At 66.2% G+C, this 14,772-nt stretch carries 23 protein-coding genes; 15 read left to right on the top strand and 8 right to left on the bottom strand.

Going from position 1 to position 14,772, the window contains the following annotated elements; all coding sequences use genetic code 11:
• Window positions 1-23: 23 nt before the first annotated feature.
• Window positions 24-533: a hypothetical protein gene (locus tag ACQ1W9_RS08355; RefSeq protein WP_431026166.1), complete on the bottom strand. Its 510-nt coding sequence runs from the start codon at window positions 531-533 to the stop codon at window positions 24-26.
• Window positions 534-651: 118 nt separating this feature from the next.
• The gene (locus tag ACQ1W9_RS08350) at window positions 652-1,101 is read right to left on the bottom strand and encodes a helix-turn-helix domain-containing protein (RefSeq protein ID WP_431026165.1); all 450 of its coding nucleotides are present in this window, start codon (window positions 1,099-1,101) and stop codon (window positions 652-654) included.
• A 110-nt stretch (window positions 1,102-1,211) separates the two neighbouring features.
• Here ACQ1W9_RS08350 and ACQ1W9_RS08345 point away from each other — a divergent pair, with 110 nt between their 5' ends.
• A complete protein-coding gene (locus tag ACQ1W9_RS08345; protein WP_431026164.1) occupies window positions 1,212-1,541 on the top strand; it encodes a hypothetical protein in 330 nt (109 codons plus the stop codon).
• Here ACQ1W9_RS08345 and ACQ1W9_RS08340 read toward each other — a convergent pair.
• Window positions 1,474-1,797 (bottom strand): hypothetical protein, encoded by a 324-nt coding sequence (locus ACQ1W9_RS08340; RefSeq protein WP_431026163.1) that lies wholly within the window; start codon window positions 1,795-1,797, stop codon window positions 1,474-1,476. The genes ACQ1W9_RS08345 and ACQ1W9_RS08340 overlap by 68 nt on opposite strands.
• Before the next feature lie 45 nt (window positions 1,798-1,842).
• Between ACQ1W9_RS08340 and ACQ1W9_RS08335 the strand changes: the two genes are divergently transcribed.
• The 14 genes from ACQ1W9_RS08335 to ACQ1W9_RS08270 all read left to right on the top strand — a co-directional run bounded on the left by ACQ1W9_RS08335 (window position 1,843) and on the right by ACQ1W9_RS08270 (window position 9,879).
• A complete protein-coding gene (locus tag ACQ1W9_RS08335) occupies window positions 1,843-2,196 on the top strand; it encodes a hypothetical protein (protein ID WP_431026162.1) in 354 nt (117 codons plus the stop codon).
• A 48-nt stretch (window positions 2,197-2,244) separates the two neighbouring features.
• Window positions 2,245-2,460 (top strand): hypothetical protein, encoded by a 216-nt coding sequence (locus ACQ1W9_RS08330; RefSeq protein WP_431026161.1) that lies wholly within the window; start codon window positions 2,245-2,247, stop codon window positions 2,458-2,460.
• A gap of 10 nt (window positions 2,461-2,470) precedes the next feature.
• Window positions 2,471-3,010: a BRO-N domain-containing protein gene (locus ACQ1W9_RS08325; RefSeq protein WP_431026160.1), complete on the top strand. Its 540-nt coding sequence runs from the start codon at window positions 2,471-2,473 to the stop codon at window positions 3,008-3,010.
• A 36-nt stretch (window positions 3,011-3,046) separates the two neighbouring features.
• Window positions 3,047-3,250, top strand: a complete 204-nt coding sequence (locus ACQ1W9_RS08320; protein WP_273666769.1) for a hypothetical protein — start codon at window positions 3,047-3,049, stop codon at window positions 3,248-3,250.
• A gap of 37 nt (window positions 3,251-3,287) precedes the next feature.
• Window positions 3,288-3,482 (top strand): hypothetical protein, encoded by a 195-nt coding sequence (locus ACQ1W9_RS08315; RefSeq protein ID WP_346064236.1) that lies wholly within the window; start codon window positions 3,288-3,290, stop codon window positions 3,480-3,482.
• Window positions 3,479-3,745 carry an ogr/Delta-like zinc finger family protein gene (locus tag ACQ1W9_RS08310; RefSeq protein ID WP_346064235.1) on the top strand — a complete coding sequence of 89 codons (267 nt, stop codon included), beginning with the start codon at window positions 3,479-3,481 and terminating at the stop codon, window positions 3,743-3,745. The genes ACQ1W9_RS08315 and ACQ1W9_RS08310 overlap by 4 nt, the downstream gene beginning before the upstream one ends.
• A 48-nt stretch (window positions 3,746-3,793) precedes the next feature.
• A complete protein-coding gene (locus tag ACQ1W9_RS08305; protein ID WP_431026159.1) occupies window positions 3,794-4,183 on the top strand; it encodes a hypothetical protein in 390 nt (129 codons plus the stop codon).
• Window positions 4,184-4,219: 36 nt separating this feature from the next.
• The gene (locus tag ACQ1W9_RS08300; RefSeq protein WP_431026158.1) at window positions 4,220-6,901 is read left to right on the top strand and encodes a toprim domain-containing protein; all 2,682 of its coding nucleotides are present in this window, start codon (window positions 4,220-4,222) and stop codon (window positions 6,899-6,901) included.
• Between the two features lie 19 nt (window positions 6,902-6,920).
• Window positions 6,921-7,250 carry a phage antirepressor KilAC domain-containing protein gene (locus tag ACQ1W9_RS08295; RefSeq protein WP_431026157.1) on the top strand — a complete coding sequence of 110 codons (330 nt, stop codon included), beginning with the start codon at window positions 6,921-6,923 and terminating at the stop codon, window positions 7,248-7,250.
• On the top strand, window positions 7,247-7,645 hold the full coding sequence (locus ACQ1W9_RS08290; RefSeq protein WP_431026156.1) for a DUF7673 family protein: 399 nt from the start codon (window positions 7,247-7,249) through the stop codon (window positions 7,643-7,645). The genes ACQ1W9_RS08295 and ACQ1W9_RS08290 overlap by 4 nt, the downstream gene beginning before the upstream one ends.
• Before the next feature lie 2 nt (window positions 7,646-7,647).
• Window positions 7,648-7,863 (top strand): TraR/DksA family transcriptional regulator, encoded by a 216-nt coding sequence (locus tag ACQ1W9_RS08285; RefSeq protein WP_431026155.1) that lies wholly within the window; start codon window positions 7,648-7,650, stop codon window positions 7,861-7,863.
• Entirely contained in the window at window positions 7,853-8,137 is a 285-nt protein-coding gene (locus ACQ1W9_RS08280; RefSeq protein WP_431026154.1) for a hypothetical protein, read from the top strand. The genes ACQ1W9_RS08285 and ACQ1W9_RS08280 overlap by 11 nt, the downstream gene beginning before the upstream one ends.
• Before the next feature lie 142 nt (window positions 8,138-8,279).
• Window positions 8,280-8,585 carry a hypothetical protein gene (locus tag ACQ1W9_RS08275; RefSeq protein ID WP_431026153.1) on the top strand — a complete coding sequence of 102 codons (306 nt, stop codon included), beginning with the start codon at window positions 8,280-8,282 and terminating at the stop codon, window positions 8,583-8,585.
• A gap of 136 nt (window positions 8,586-8,721) precedes the next feature.
• Window positions 8,722-9,879 carry an Arm DNA-binding domain-containing protein gene (locus ACQ1W9_RS08270; protein ID WP_431026152.1) on the top strand — a complete coding sequence of 386 codons (1,158 nt, stop codon included), beginning with the start codon at window positions 8,722-8,724 and terminating at the stop codon, window positions 9,877-9,879.
• 225 nt (window positions 9,880-10,104) lie between these two features.
• Here ACQ1W9_RS08270 and ACQ1W9_RS08265 read toward each other — a convergent pair whose 3' ends face one another.
• From ACQ1W9_RS08265 to ureE, 5 genes are all read right to left on the bottom strand, one after another.
• Window positions 10,105-11,583, bottom strand: coding sequence for a phospholipase D-like domain-containing protein (locus tag ACQ1W9_RS08265; protein ID WP_431026151.1), 1,479 nt, complete (start codon window positions 11,581-11,583; stop codon window positions 10,105-10,107).
• Between the two features lie 229 nt (window positions 11,584-11,812).
• Window positions 11,813-12,427 carry a HupE/UreJ family protein gene (locus ACQ1W9_RS08260; protein ID WP_431026150.1) on the bottom strand — a complete coding sequence of 205 codons (615 nt, stop codon included), beginning with the start codon at window positions 12,425-12,427 and terminating at the stop codon, window positions 11,813-11,815.
• Window positions 12,428-12,470: 43 nt separating this feature from the next.
• A complete protein-coding gene (ureG, locus tag ACQ1W9_RS08255; protein WP_431026149.1) occupies window positions 12,471-13,112 on the bottom strand; it encodes an urease accessory protein UreG in 642 nt (213 codons plus the stop codon).
• Between the two features lie 253 nt (window positions 13,113-13,365).
• Complete coding sequence (locus ACQ1W9_RS08250; RefSeq protein WP_431026431.1) at window positions 13,366-14,061, bottom strand: urease accessory protein UreF; 696 nt, start codon at window positions 14,059-14,061, stop codon at window positions 13,366-13,368.
• Window positions 14,051-14,566, bottom strand: a complete 516-nt coding sequence (gene ureE, locus ACQ1W9_RS08245) for an urease accessory protein UreE (protein WP_431026148.1) — start codon at window positions 14,564-14,566, stop codon at window positions 14,051-14,053. The genes ACQ1W9_RS08250 and ureE overlap by 11 nt, the downstream gene beginning before the upstream one ends.
• Window positions 14,567-14,772 lie beyond the last annotated feature (206 nt).

The following is a 14,772-nucleotide window of genomic DNA, read 5'->3' as shown; positions in this document are numbered from 1 at the left end:
GCGATTTTTTAGCACCTTAAACACTACCTGACCCGCCGACGGTGCTGCTCGTGACGGATCTGCTCCAACGTTTGGTTAGCCTCACGAATAATAGCCCCCTCTAGTTCGATCACCCGTCTTGTCCAGACAGCTAATGGCATCAGAATAAAGGCGACGAGTACGGGAAACGCCCATGGGTATGGCCCTTGTACAAACTGCCAAATGTAGCCGCTCAATAGCGCCCCAATGATTCCCACGAAGACTATTACCGTTAACAGAACTGGCAAGTTGATGAGCCTGCGAACCTGGGCCTCACGGCGCTCCCGCTTCTTCTCTGCTGCAAGCGCCCGTAGTTCGCTATCCGTCAGTGGGCGCTCCTCTTTCACCGGATGCGCCCCAGCATTGATCGTGATGTGATTACCAAAGGTGATAGCACCGTGGTTATCACCACCCACGGTCACCGTCATCGCCCGTTCCTGGCCATCATTGGGCTGTTCGTTGACCAGTGCACTGATCCGTGTGGCCAGGTCATCCAGACCTTCTTTCCTGTTCATCCTGCGTATCCTTTTAATGCGAGTGCCACGCCGGGATCTGCGCCCCGATCTCTGTGGCCTTACAGGCATCGCCAGCGTTCTAGCGATCCCTCCCTCTATCGTTTCGGCGCTGTCATCCTCAACGGTTCACCACCAGCCGCAGCAGCCGGCCGGTGGTCTCTGAATCCCGAGAGCCTTCCTGCGCCATGAAGTTGTAGACCTCGGCCACCATGCGCACATAGGCAGCGCCCGAGGGCGGCCGCTTGCCCGCCTGGCGAGCAACCCCGTCCAGCATCTCGGCGATCTCGGCCAGGTAATCGACATCAATCTCGCCAGCCGCGCTTTCCCCTGGAATGCCCTCGGCACTGGCAGCCTGCTGGCCAGCATCCACTCGGCGGCCGGTCAGCACGTAGTGCGTATCCACACCCATGGCATCCAGGGCCACCAGATAGTCGGCCTTGGGGCTTCGCTGGTCGGTCTCATAGAGCCGCTGAGTGTTCTTCGTGACCCCAGCGGCTTCACCAAGCTCGGTTTGAGTCATCCCTAGCCGATCCCGCTCAGCTCGAAGCCTAGCGCCAATAGAATCCATACGACTCCCTCAAACCCTTGACATGTGATTCATACGAATCCAATATTCAATCCAAAGCGTTCCAAAAGGCATCAAAAGGGACTCGACAGACAATCCAAAAGGAGCCACCTATGACCACCTCTACCGCTCAGCCCCACCGCGATGCCTGGGGCATCACCATCGAGATCTCCGGCGTAACCGGCGCCGGCAAGACCTCGCTGCTGCATATCCTCGGCCGCTACCTCAGCGAGCAGGGCTTTCCCGTGGCGCTGGAAGACGTCGACCGTTCCGACAACGAAACCTCTCCCGGCGCAGTGGCCCGAGTGGCACTGGACAGCATCAGTGCTGCCCTGGAACTGGACGCCATCCGCCGCTACGACAAGCACCGCTCGATCACCCTGCGCACTCGTCTGACCGAGGACCCGCGGTCTCGCCAGCCAGCGCATGAATCAGCTGATTGATCTCCGTATGGGCATTCACCTGATTCGCGAACAGCGCCTCGTTGCCCGGCAAGGCCGCCACCAGGGCATCGCAGTAGCTGGCATTGCCGCCACCGCGGACCGCCTTGAGCGCGGTCTCTACGGCGGTATTGCCGGCTCGGCGATGCCCCTGCAAGCGCAACAGGCAGCCCAGCGCGAACAGGTCGGCGATCGCCAACGCCTGATCGGCCGGCTGCTTTCGCAGCAGCTCCCAGAGTCGATTCGCGTCCACTGCCATGCCCTTCTCCTTCTCGCCACCCTTTCTGTTCAACCGGAGGCACCTATGACCGAACCCCGCCGGATCACCGCCGCGGCCCGCGAGGCCCAGTGCCTGCTCGACAACGCCCCCGAATGGCTGGAGGTGAACGGCCTGCGCGTCGAGCTGGCCAAGTGCCAACCCAGCATGCGCCGCTGGCTTCTCCAGTACGTCTCGCCGCGGTTCAGCACCAACAGTCCGCTGGCCGAACTCGAAGCCCTCGAGGAGCGCACCCTGGCCGAAGCTACCGCCCAGCTGAGCGTCGAGCTGATCACCGCCCGGTGGGAAGACGATGCCATCGAAGACGCCCTGGCCAGCCTGCGCCTCCACCTGGAGGAGCACTTCCTCCAGCGCAAGTACGCCCGGCTTTACGGCTGCTGAGGCCCCGGCCCTTGCATTGTCTTTAACTCCAAAAGGGAAGCCTACCCCATGAGCCCCGAAGACACCATGCGCCGCGCGGCGTCCCGCTCGCCCAACGGCTGCAGCAAACAGGTAATGACCCAGATCACCCCCGACGAGCGCCTCAAGCTCGAGGAGATCGCCGAGCTGGAGATGCGTTCGCTCTCGGCCACCGTGCGCATGCTGATGCTGCGCGGCATCGCTCAGTACGAGGCGGAAACTCACGCCGCCGACGACACACCCTGAGGAGGCCGCCATGACCACCACCGAGATGCAACCGCTGGCCACCCCCTTCCTCTTCCAGGAGGCCGAGGTGCGCACCGCCACCGATGACAAGGGCGAAGCCTGGTTCTGCGCCAAGGACGTCTTCGATGCCCTGGGCATCGCTTGGAAGAGCGGATATAGCCTCCGGAACATGCCCGCGGAGTGGGTTTGCCCCCTCCATCTGCGGGGGCAAAGGGGCTTTGGCGAGGTGCTATTTATCTCCGAAGCCGCCGTGTACAGGGTGCTGTTCCGCTCGAACAAGCCCCAGGCCGTGTCCTTCGCCAACTGGGTCTGCGGCGAGGTGCTGCCCGCCATTCGCAAGCAGGGCTTCTTCGGCCAGGTGCCACCGAAGGATCGCCTGGCGTTCTCGCGGCAGATCACCGCCATCACCCGCGACCTGATGCGTTGCCGCAACGCCTTCCAGCAGTCGGTGCTGCTGGGCGAGTTGCGCGACCTGTACCGCCAGGTGGGCAAGCCGCTGCCCGCCATGGCGCTGATTAGCCAGCAGCCAGCGCAAATGCCACTGCTGTAACCCACCGTCCTGACTTGCTGCATAAGGAACTCCGCCATGTACCAGGACCCGAAACGCGTTCGCACCAAGGCCACCGTCTACCTCGACCAGTACGAAGCCGACGTCATCACCGCGCTGGCCAACTACCTGGGCGTACCCAAGGCCGAGGTCATGCGCCAGATGATGATGAAGGAGGCCCAGGAGGTGCTGGGCATCGACCTGGCCTCGCTCACCGACACTGTCGCTGCTAGCGCGGGCTAAACCCAGCACCACATCCACCGTGCATTCGAGGTTCCCCATGCCGGAACAAGCCATGGAGCTCGGCCAGCAGATGACCGCCGTGCTCGACGCCATCCGCGACCAGCAGGGGCTGGAAACCCGAGAGCAGGCCGCCGAGTGGCTATTGCGCCGGCGCATCCGCCGAGGCGCCCAGGGGCTCACCGGCCGCGGCCGAGCTCTGTATCCCGTCAATCAACAAGGAGGTAACCCATGAGCGAAGTCCCGATCCGTCCTCGCATCCCGTGCCCGCACTGCGGCAAGAACCTCCGCATCCGCAAGAGCCAGGGGCTCACGCCGGTGTACCGCGAGGCCGTGTTCGAGTGCCGCAACGAGGATTGCGGCTGGCGTGGCAAGGCGTCGATCGAGATCACGCACACCATCGCGCCCAGTGACATCCCCAACCCCTCGGTGACGCTGCCCTTCGTGCCGCGCCTGCGGGAGATGGTCATGGCGCAGAAATCTACCGCAGGCGCCTGACGCGCCGCGGCCCAACACCCAGAACACCAGGAACTGAAGGAAGCCCACATGGAAGCTGTGACCACCGTCACTCCCATCGCCCCCCACCTTGACGCCCACAACCTGGCCATCGGCTACCTGTGGAAGCAGCGCTGGGAAAACCGCGTCAACGCCATGGCCCACTGCATCGAGGCCCTGGTGGTCAACCACGACATGACCGAGGCCGCCGCCGAGCTGGCCACCATTCAGGCCTATGCCGAGCTGGATGCAGCCAACCAAGTGGCGCGTATCGACATCAAGGCCTCCACCGCCGATGTGGTGGTACTGCGCACCGAGGGCGGCCGCCCGGTGATGTTCACCACCCGCGACCTGGTCCGCGTGCTCGAGCAGGCCCGCGCCGCTGGCCTGGCCAAAGTCGTCGACCGCGATACCCGGCGCCCGGTCGTCCTCGAGCACTAACCCCCTCTTTCACTCCACGGATAAAGGAGGCGCAGCGTGAATTCATCGCTTCGCCAGGACATCCTCGCGCGTCTGCAGCGCGACTATGACGCCCAGGAGCGCGGCGCCTACCTGCAAAAGGTGCGCTGTCCCTCCTGTGGCAAGCGCGAGGCGTATATCGCCGCCGATGCGCCGTGGATGCTGAAATGCGGCCGGGAGAACAACTGCGGCAGCCAGATCCACGTCAAGAGCCTGTTTCCGGAGCTGTTCGAGTCGTGGAGCGAGCGCTACGCCCCGCGCCCGGGCCAGCCGGCCCACGAGGCGCCGGCCAGCGCCACGCCGGTGGCCGATGGTTACCTGCGCGATGGCCGCGGCTTCGACCTGGAGCGCATCCAGGGCTGGTACACCCAGGAGAGCTACTGGAAGCCGCAGATCGGCGGCACTGCCACGGTGCGCTTCCCGCTGCCCGGTGGCGCCTACTGGGAGCGCCTGCTCGACAAGCCGGAGCGCTTCGGCAAGCAGAAGGCCAACTTCGTGGGCCGCTTCAAGGGCCAGTGGTGGTGCCCGCCGGTGTTCACCGCTGCCGACCTGGTGGAGGCCGGCGAGGTGTGGATCGTGGAGGGCATCTTCGATGCCATCGCCCTCTACCACCACGGTATCGCCGCCGTCTCGGCGATGAGCTGCAGCAACTACCCGGATGCCGCCCTGGAGCAGTTAGCCGATGCCGCCCACCAGGCGGGAACCAGCCGCCCCACCCTGGTGTGGGCCTTGGATGGCAACCGCGCCGGCCAGCGGGCCACCACCAAGTGGGTGGAGCGGGCCCGGGCCGCCGGCTGGGAATGCAAGGCAGCGCAGATCCCCAGCGGCGGCAAGCACGACTGGAACGACGCCCACCAGCGCGGCGAGCTCACCGAGCAGCACCTGGCCACCTATCGCCACCATGGCGCCCTGCTGCTGGCCCCCACCGCCATGGCCAAGGCGCTGATCATGTATCGCCGCAGTGAGCGCCGCGAATTCTGGTTCGAGTTCAAGCGGCAGCTGTGGTGGTGGAAGCTCGACATGGACGCCTTCGACCGCGCCGTGCGGGCCGAGGGCGCTGATGGCGGCGACCAGCAGCAGCTCGACCCGGTGCTTCGCGATGCCGCCCTGGAGCAGGCCGGCAACGTCAAGCGCATCTGCACCTGCTACCCCACGGCCCTCTATTACCAGGCCAACAGCGTCACCGACGAGAGCTGGTACTACTACCGGGTCGAGTTTCCCGACGGCCGCCCACCGGTGAAGAACACCTTCAGCGGTGGCCAACTGGCCAGTGCCAGCGAGTACAAGAAGCGCCTGCTGGGCGTGGCCCCGGGGGCGGTGTGGACCGGTACCAGCCAGCAACTGGACACCCTGCTCCAGGACCAGATCGGCAACATCAAGACCGTCGAGACCATCGACTACATCGGCTACAGCAAGGAGCACGGCGCCTATGTGTTCGGCGACCTGGCGGTGGCCGGCGGCAAGCTGCACAAGATCAACAGCGAGGACTTCTTCGAGCTGGGCCCGCGCAAGCAGCTCAAGACGCTGAGTCAGTCGGTCGCCCTGCACATCAACCCCGACCGCCAGGCCTACCAGACCGACTGGACCCGGCAACTGATGGGCGCCTTCGGCACCAAGGGCGTGACCGCCCTGGCCTACTGGCTGGGCAGCCTGCTGGCCGAGCAGATCCGCGCCGACATGGGCAGCTACCCCTTCCTGGAGATCGTCGGCGAGGCCGGCGCCGGCAAGTCCACCCTGATCGAGTTCCTCTGGAAGCTGGTGGGCCGCCGCGACTACGAGGGCTTCGACCCCAGCAAGGCCACCATGCCGGCGCGTAGCCGCAACTTCGCCCAGGTCTCCAACCTGCCGGTGGTGCTGATCGAGTCCGACCGAGACCAGGGCGACGGCACCAAACAGAAGCAGTTCGACTGGGACGAGCTGAAGACCGCCTTCAACGGCCGCTCGATCCGCGCCCGGGGCGTCAAGAGCAGCGGTAACGAGACCTACGAACCGCCCTTCCGCGGATCCATCGTCATCAGCCAAAACGCCGCCGTGCAGGCCGGCGAGGCCATCCAGACCCGTATTTGCCACCTCACCTTCACCCGCGAGGGCCAGAACCAGCAGACCAAGGATCTGGCCGAAGCCATGGAGAAGGCCGAGCTCGAACACGTCAGCCAGTTCGCCCTGGACGTGGCCACCCGCGAGGCTCAGTTGCTCGAGCTGATCACCCAGCGCGGCCGCCACTACGCCAACCAACTGGCCGAAGACCCCGACATCAAGGTGCTGCGCATCGCCAAGTGCCACGGCCAGTTGATGGCCCTGGTGGATTGCCTGGGCCCCGATGGCCTGGGCCTCTACCCCGCCCAGGTCATCGACATGACCAAGGGCCTGGTGCTGCAGATGGCCCGCGAGCGTCAGCAGTCCATCAACGCCGACCACCCCCTCGTCGCCGAATTCTGGGAGGCCTTCGACTACCTGGAGGGCCTCTCCGAAGAGCCACTGCTCAACCACTACGGCAAAGGCGCCGAGCAGATCGCCATCAACCTCAAGGACTTCGAGCGCCGCTGCGCCGACTACAAGCTCCGCGTGCCGGAAATCCGCGAGCTCAAGCGCTACCTGCGCTCCAGCAAGACCCGCAAGTTCGTCGACGCCAACCGCACCGTGCGCAGCCAGATCCGCCTGGGCAACGCCAGCGTGAAGTGCTGGATCTTCCAGGCCTGACCAGGGAAAGGAGACCGCCATGCACCGCCGCACCTACACCCTCGACCAGGCCGCCCCGCTGCTCAACCTGGGGCGCAACACCCTGGCCCGCCGCCTGCGCCAGGCCGGCGTGCTGGGCAGCGACAACCTGCCGGCGGGCCCGTACCGCGGCAAGACCCAGTGGCTGCGGGTGGCCACCGGAACCTATCACCACCCGATCAGCGGCTGGACCCACTACGGCCGCACCGAATTCACCGACGCCGGGCTCGACCACATCGCCGCCAAGCTCGGCATCGACCTCGCCCACCTGCCGGCCCACCACGCCCGGCGGGTCACCCCCCAAGCCCATGAAGCAAGGAGCATGTCATGACACCAGACACCCCCATGCCACGCCTCACCGAGCGCCTGAACGAACGCACCTGCCAGGCCCTGGAGAAGCACTACGCCGAGGAAGCCGCCGTCGACGAACGTCTGGCCAAGCTGGAGCAAGTCGGCCCCGCCGCCCTGGACTGCCTCGTCGAGGTGGCCAATCGCGACACCGGCCAAAGCCGCCACTGCCGGCGGATCCTGCTCGCCGTCTACAACGGTGACGAATGGCCGCTCGAGCTCAACCGCCTGCGCTGCATCGACCGCGACCTCCAAAGCGCCGCCCTCACCGTGATCGACTGGGCCACCTACAGCGGCCGCGAGCTGCATGAGTACCTAGACGATGGCGACCGACTGATGCATCGCTTCTGGCTTATCGAGAAAGGTGGGGAGGACTGACCATGGCAGACAACGCCGATATCGCCAACGAACTGATGGAACGCCGCCTCGAGGGCACCCTGGCCAGTCGCCTCACGCCCCAGGTACCGGTCAATGATCCCTGGTGCGAAGACTGCGGCGACGAGATCCCGGCGCCCCGCCGCCAGGCCGCGCCCTGGGCCACCACCTGTATCGAGTGCCAGGGCATCCGGGAGCGCCGGGGGCGGCATGCGCGCTGAAAGAGTCAAAGGCGGGCCACTTGCCCGCCAAGCCGCCATGCTCTGCCAGGATCCGGCGTTCCGCCTCTACTTGGACCGCCGGCGCCGCTACAAGCACGGCATGACCGAGAGCCAACTGCCCGACGGCACCCACAACGAGCAAGACGCTCGGGACTGGCTCTGCGCCGCCTGCGGCATCCAAAGCCGCGCCGAGCTGGATCATGACCACCGGGCCGCCGGCATCTTCAAGGGCATCCGGCAGCGTTATGGCCGCTGGCGAGCCCGCGCTTTATAGTGCTGTTTCTGGAAAGCCATCGGGGGACACCATGCCACGCGACCCATATCGAGTTCCGGCGGACAGCGCTTTGAGCCACCCTGAAGTGCGGCCCGTGTTCGAGCGGCTACTGGGGGCTCCGATCCAGCCATCCGAGAATGAGATGAAGCCCGTATCGTTTACGAACGTTCGAGCCGAAGACAGCGTGGCCGCCTTAGCGGCCAAGATGTGCCAGGGACGTGAATTCCCGCTTTACCTCGATCGGCGACAACGCCAGAAGTTCGGCAAGACCGAGGATGAATGCCCAGATGGCAGCCACGACGGGATGCAGGCGAGAGACTGGCTGTGCAAGGCGTGTGGGGTACGCACCTGGTCCGAGCTGGACACCAGCCCACAGGCTACCGAAGCCTTCATCAAAATCTATAACCGGTTCGCTCGCTGGCAAGCTCGCCGCATAGGTAAGATCTGACCGACCTCACCCTCCGGACAACTACACCGCCCTACCAAGATAACGGTATAAGACAAGAATCCACGGTGCATGCACTCCTGCCAACCCGGCAAAGATTCTCTTACACTGTATAAAGGTACAGACAACGGAGAGTGGCATGGCGGGTGTCGAGGTCCATCGCGGTAGGCTGCGGGTCTATTTCCAATACCAGGATGAGAAATGTCGTGAGCCTTTCGGGCCGGACACACCAGAAAACCGTGAGCGCGCCCATGCGTTCACCCAGGTGCTCGACTACGAGCTGGCATCGGGCACCTTCGACTACGCCAGACACTTCCCCAACTCCCGGCGGGTGGCCCGGAACACCTTCGGGCACTACCTGGATGCCTGGCTGAAGAGCAAGGAGCGCGAGGTCGCGGCCTCCTCCATCCGCAGCTACCGAAACAAGGCGAACAAACACCTGAAGCCCAAGTGGGGCCATCGGCAGATTCACACCATCGAGCATGTCGAGCTGAGGAACTGGGTCGCCGACGATCTCAATCACCTGGCCAGCAAGACCATCAAGGAAGTGGTGGCCATCCTCACCCAGGTATTCGCGCTCTACGTCACCAGCGTAAAGGCGACCTACAACCCTGCCGCGGGAATCATCGTGAGGCTCCCCGACGCCCAGGATCCGGACCCCTTCACGTTGGACGAGATCGAGCGAATCGTCTCGACGCCGACGCACCGGCCTCAGCCGATGAACCTGATGCGCTTCATGCTGTGGGATGGCGCCCGCCTCAGCGAGGGCATCGCGCTCAGTTGGGAAGACGTCGAAGATCTCGACAACGGGCTGATCCGCTATCGGCATGCCATCGTTGAGGGCGGATGGAAGGTCACCAAGACCAAGCGCTCGAGCCGCCGGCACCGGCTGCTAAAGCCCGCTCGCGAGGCGCTCCAGGAGCAACACGCCATCACGGGCCACCTCAAGCCGATCACGGTGGAGGTGATGGACCGGGATAACCGAACCATCCGACGGCGCAAGATCCGCCCGGTATTCCTCAACGACAAGGGGACACCGTTCTCGGGCGATCAGGCCATTCGCGAGAAGTTCTGGCGTGCACACCTGAAGAACGCCGCCGTCCGGTACCGGGGCCCCGGCAACGCCCGGCACACCTTCATCAGCCAGATGCTCTCGACGGGGCTAGTCCCCATCCACTGGATCGCCGACCACGTCGGTCACAGCAGTATCCAGATGATCCAGCAGCGCTACGGCAAGTGGATTCACTCCGATGGACCGGACATTCACCAAGCCGTCGAGAAGCTCCTCGACCTGTAGCCAGTCCCCACCTCAGTCCCCACAGGGCTTTTTCGGACCCACCGAAAAATTCAAAGTATTGTTTTAAAAGGGAAAAGAAGGATGGGAAGACGAGGGTTCAAGTCTCCCCATCCGCACCATATATCTCTTGTTTTTCAATGTATTAGCTATGTCGCCATGGCATGATCGGCGAACTCGGATACTGGACAACGCCCCGCTGATGCGGGGCGTTGTCGTTTCCGAAGGCTAGAAAGTGGATAGCCCGGTGGCCTCCATCACGCGGTAGCGCCAGCGCATCCAGGGACTCACCCGCTCCTCGCCGTTCAGCGCCTGGCTGGTGTGCCGCTCGGGTCCATTCTGCCAGCGCGCCTCGAAGAAGGCGGCGGCCTCCGCCAGGGCCGGGGCCTGCGGTGCCCCGGCCAGGCGCACGCTGGTTTCCAGGTTGAGGTTATCCAGGTTGCGCCGGGTGAAATTGGCGGAGCCAAGGATCAGGGTGGCCTCGCCCACCGCCGGGCGATGCAGCAGCAGCTTGCTATGGCACTGCTCGCCGCGGGTCAGGCACCAGCGCACCGCCACCCCGGCCGCGGCCAGTTCCTCGGCCACCGGCCGGTTGGGAATGCCGTTCTTGGCGAAGCCGAAGGCATCCCGGTTGGGATCCAGCAGCACCCGCACCGCCACCCCTCGGGCCTGGGCTGCCGCGAGGGCCTCGATCACCCCGCGGTGGGCGAGATAGAAGACCGCCAGGTCGAGGCGGTCGCCCGCCTCGGCCGCGGTGATGGTGGCCAACAAGGCATCGCGGATCGCCCCCTCCGTCAACACTTGCAGCGCGAGTCTCTCCTCGGGTGCCGCGATCGCTTCCGGCTCGGTGGTCAACACTTGCAGCGCGAGTTCCGAGGCCGGCTCGGAAACGGCTCGAGACGTCGGCTCGGGTAGTGCCACCCCGCTCCAGGCCGCCACCACCCGTTCGCTCTCCAGCAGATCCAGCGCCGCCGCCCCGCGGAAACGCAGGGCCACGTTACCGTGCCGGCTGCTGGCATCGTGGGGGTTGGCGGAGGTGACCAGCCCCAGCCAGTCGTCGCCGCTATCCACCACCAGGGTCTTGCGGTGGTTGGCATTGAAGTTGAGCAGGCTCAGGTAGCTGCGCAGTGTGACCCGGCCCGGGCCCATGGCATTGGGCAGCCAGCCCGCCTCACTGCTGTTGCCGAACCAGCGGGGCCCCAGGTGCCAGCCCCCGGACCACAGCGGGTTGGAGGCCCGCAACCGGGTCAGGTCGGTCTCCACCACCCGAATGCCGGCCTCGCGCAGCATCTCCAGGTGTTCCAGGGCCAGGCCCCCATAGAGGGTATTGAGCGGGTCGGTGATCACCACCGCCTCGAGCTCGGGGTAACGGCGTTTCTGCGCCAGCAGCGCCTGGCTCAACTCGCCGGAAAGGGGCCGGAAGCCCTCCCCCGCGGCCTCGCCGGCGAAGTCGTTGAACAGGAACATGTCCACCACCACCAGGCGCCGGGCCTGACCGATCATCGCCAGCGCCTCATCGAAGATCGCCTGCTCTTGATGGCGCCGCCCTGCGGCGTCATACCAGGTGCGGTCGGCGAGAAAACGCACCTCCTCGACGCCACGCACCGGCCAGGCCCGGCCGATGCCCTCCGGCAGCGGCTTGACGCTCTGCCACAGGCCCATGGCCGCCCAGGCCAGCGCGACCACGCCCAGCCCCCCGAGCCACATACGCCGCCTCCGCTTTTCCATCCCGGTCTCCCTACACCCGATGCATACGGCCCACTGCCGCGTCGCCAGCATAGCCGCTTCCGATCCGAAACGCAGCGCGCCCGGCCAAGGCCGGGCGCGCGAGTCTAAGGAGGGAGGCCCCATCAACCGAAGGCGAAGAACGCTCCGACGACGGCGAGGGCGACACCCAGGCCGCGCACCTGCCGGGACAGTCAGCTCTCCCGGGCCATCAACCGAAGGCGAAGAACGCCCCGACGGCGGCAAGGGCCACGCCCAGCCCACGTAGCAGCCGGCTCTCCCGAGCCATCAGCCAGCCCCCCGCCAGGCGCCCGGCGAGAGTGATGGCCAGGGTCGCCAGGGTAAAGCCGGCGAAATAGGCGATCAGGGAGGCCCCCTGGGGCATCTCGCTGCCATGGGCATGACCATGGAAGAGCATGAATAGCAGGATCACCCCGGCGCCGATGAGGCTCGGCACCCGCACCAGGGCGGCGATCAGCACCCCCGCCAGCAGCACGCTCAGGGCGATGCCGAATTCCACCCCGGGCAGGACGATGCCGGCCCAGGCCAGGCCCGCCCCGAGCAGCATGCCGGCGGCGGCCAGCAGCGGTGCGGCCAGGCCCAGGGCCCGGGACTGACGCAGGCTCCAGAGGCCCACCGCGAGCATCGCCAACAGGTGATCGAGGCCTAGCAGGGGATGCGCGAGACCGGCGGCGAAGCCGCCGCCATGGGCCTGCTCATGGCCCGGATGCGCCAGGGCCACCCCGGCGAACAGCAGCAACAGGGGCGCGGCGGCCAGGGCGGCACGCGTGGCGGGGGTCGTGAGATGGGTCGGGGTGTGGAACATGGTGTCGGTCTCCTTGCCGGGGTTTCTGTGTCGGTGATACGTCTCAGGCGGACTGCGGCCGGCGCTCCGGCGGCCGGCGCTCCGGGAGCATGCCGCGGTCGAGAATAAAGCGGATGATCGTCTCCAGGCCGACGCCGTCGTAGAGGTTGGTAAAGACGAAGGGGCGCTCGCCGCGCATCTTGCGAGAATCGCGCTCCATCACTTCCAGGGAGGCATGCACCCGCTCGGCGATATCGATCTTGTTGATGATCAGCAGATCCGACTTGGTGATGCCGGGCCCGCCCTTGCGGGGGATCTTGTCGCCGGCGGAGACATCGATCACATAGAGGGTCAGGTCGGAGAGCTCGGGACTGAAGGTGGCCGAGAGGTTGTCGCCGCCGGACTCCACCAGTACCAGTTCGAGGCCCGGATGACGTTCCTGGAGCTCGTCGATGGCGGCCAGGTTCATGGAGGCATCCTCGCGAATGGCGGTATGCGGACAGCCGCCGGTCTCCACGCCGAGGATACGATCCGCGGCGAGCGCCTCGTGCTTGAGCAGGAAGTCGGCGTCCTCGCGGGTATAGATATCGTTGGTGACCACGGCGATATCGTAGTGGTCGCGCAGCGCCAGGCAGAGCTGCTTGAGCAGCGCCGTCTTGCCGGAGCCCACCGGGCCGCCGACGCCAACGCGTAAACAATGGGTCATGTCGATCTCTCCTTGGCCGCCAGGGCGGCGCCGTCAGGTTTGCGATGCGATGCCAGGCCAGTCGCTGCCGAATCCACTTCGCGCGGCCGCTGGCGACTCGGCCGAGGCGACGCGGTCGATCTTCAGGGATGAAGATCGAGGAGAGTCGGTACAGGGAAGTACCGTCTCTCCGACCGCGAGAGACCGGCCGAGACGCCAGGGTTTCGGACACGTGCGTGGTGAGTGCAGCGAGCTGGCCCGGGCATGTCATCTTTCAACTTCGAAATAGCCGCGAATACTGGGTCTCGTGCTGGGCGCTGGCCAGGGCCAGGCCGGGCAGCGCCGGGCCGAGCTCGTCGTCGCCAAGGCGCAGCGCCTCATCCACCGCGGACACCAGGGCCGGGCGCAGCCGCTCCACCAGGCGTTGAGCGGCGGTATGGCCGAGCGGCAGCGCCTTGCAGGCCACCGCCAGCTGGTTCTCGAGCCAGGCCCAGGCGAAGCCGAGCAGCGCCTGGCGCGGGGCGATGTCACGCACCCGGGCCGCCCAGGCGAAGACCGTCACATAGCCCGCCTCAGTGGGGAGCCCCGGCTCGTCTGGCGTGAGCCCCAGGCTGCCCAGCAGCCGCGTAAGCGAGGCGCCGAGCCGCCTATCCTCGGCGGCCAGCTCCGCCGTCTCGCGATTGGCGGCGAGCCACTGATTCCAGGCCACCAGCGCCTGGTCATCGCCCTCGGCCCAGGCGGCATAAAGGCGCGCCAGGACCGGCAGCTCGCAGCGGGTCAGGCCGTCGTCGAGCACGCCCTCGAGCCAGTCGCCGAGACTCGCCTCGTCCGTCACCCAGCCCAGCTCGAAGGCGCTCTCCAGCCCCTGGGAGAAGGCGAAGGCACCGATGGGCAGCGCCGGGCTGACCAGTTGCAGCAGGCCCAGCAGCGCCAGATCATCGCCCCGCCCTCCGCCCGACTCAGTGGGCATGGTGGTGCCGATGCTCGTGGTCATGATCGTGGTGGTGATGCCCATGGGAGTGCCCATGCCCGCCCGACTGCTGGTAGGCCCCGGGCTCCGGATCGAAGGGCGCCCGATGGTGCTCCAGGCTCGCTCCCAGCAGCTCGGCCAGTTCCTCCAGCACATGGTCCGGTGGGAAGCGCACGAAACCGCCGCGCGCGTCCTCGCCCAGGGCCAGCTGCACATGGCGGTTGCCCAGATGGTAGGCGAGTCGCGCCAGCGGCAGGCCGGCGGCAACCCGGGCGGTGACCACCGGCTCGTCGGCCGCCCTCACCCGCACGATCTCGCCGCCCTCGCCGCGTAGCCCCTCGCCGTCGCGCAGCACCGGCCCACGGTCGAGGAACAGCCCCAGCTCGCGGCCGCTATCACTTTCTGCCTTGAGGCGGCCCAGCACGCGCCGCTCATAGGGCAGCGTCAGGGTGTCGGTGGCCCGGTCCGCCGCGATGGGCCCTAGGCGTTCAGTCAGTTTCAGCATGGAAGACTTCCTGGTTGGTCAAGTTCACGGGAGCAAGGCCGGGCGATGGACCGATTCCCGTAAAGCCAACTCGCGCGGCCGCTGGCGACCCGGCCAGGCCGACGCGGTCGATCTTCAGGGATGAAGATCGAGGAGAGTCGGTACAGGGATGTACCGTCTCTCCGACCGCGGGAGGCCGGCCGGGAAGCCAGGGTTTCGGGCGCGTG

Origin of the sequence: Halomonas sp. H5 (genome assembly GCF_050613175.1) — a bacterium.
GTDB lineage: Bacteria > Pseudomonadota > Gammaproteobacteria > Pseudomonadales > Halomonadaceae > Bisbaumannia > Bisbaumannia salifodinae.
Note: the sequence above shows the minus strand (reverse complement) of the source record. Positions and strands in the feature narration are given on the sequence as shown.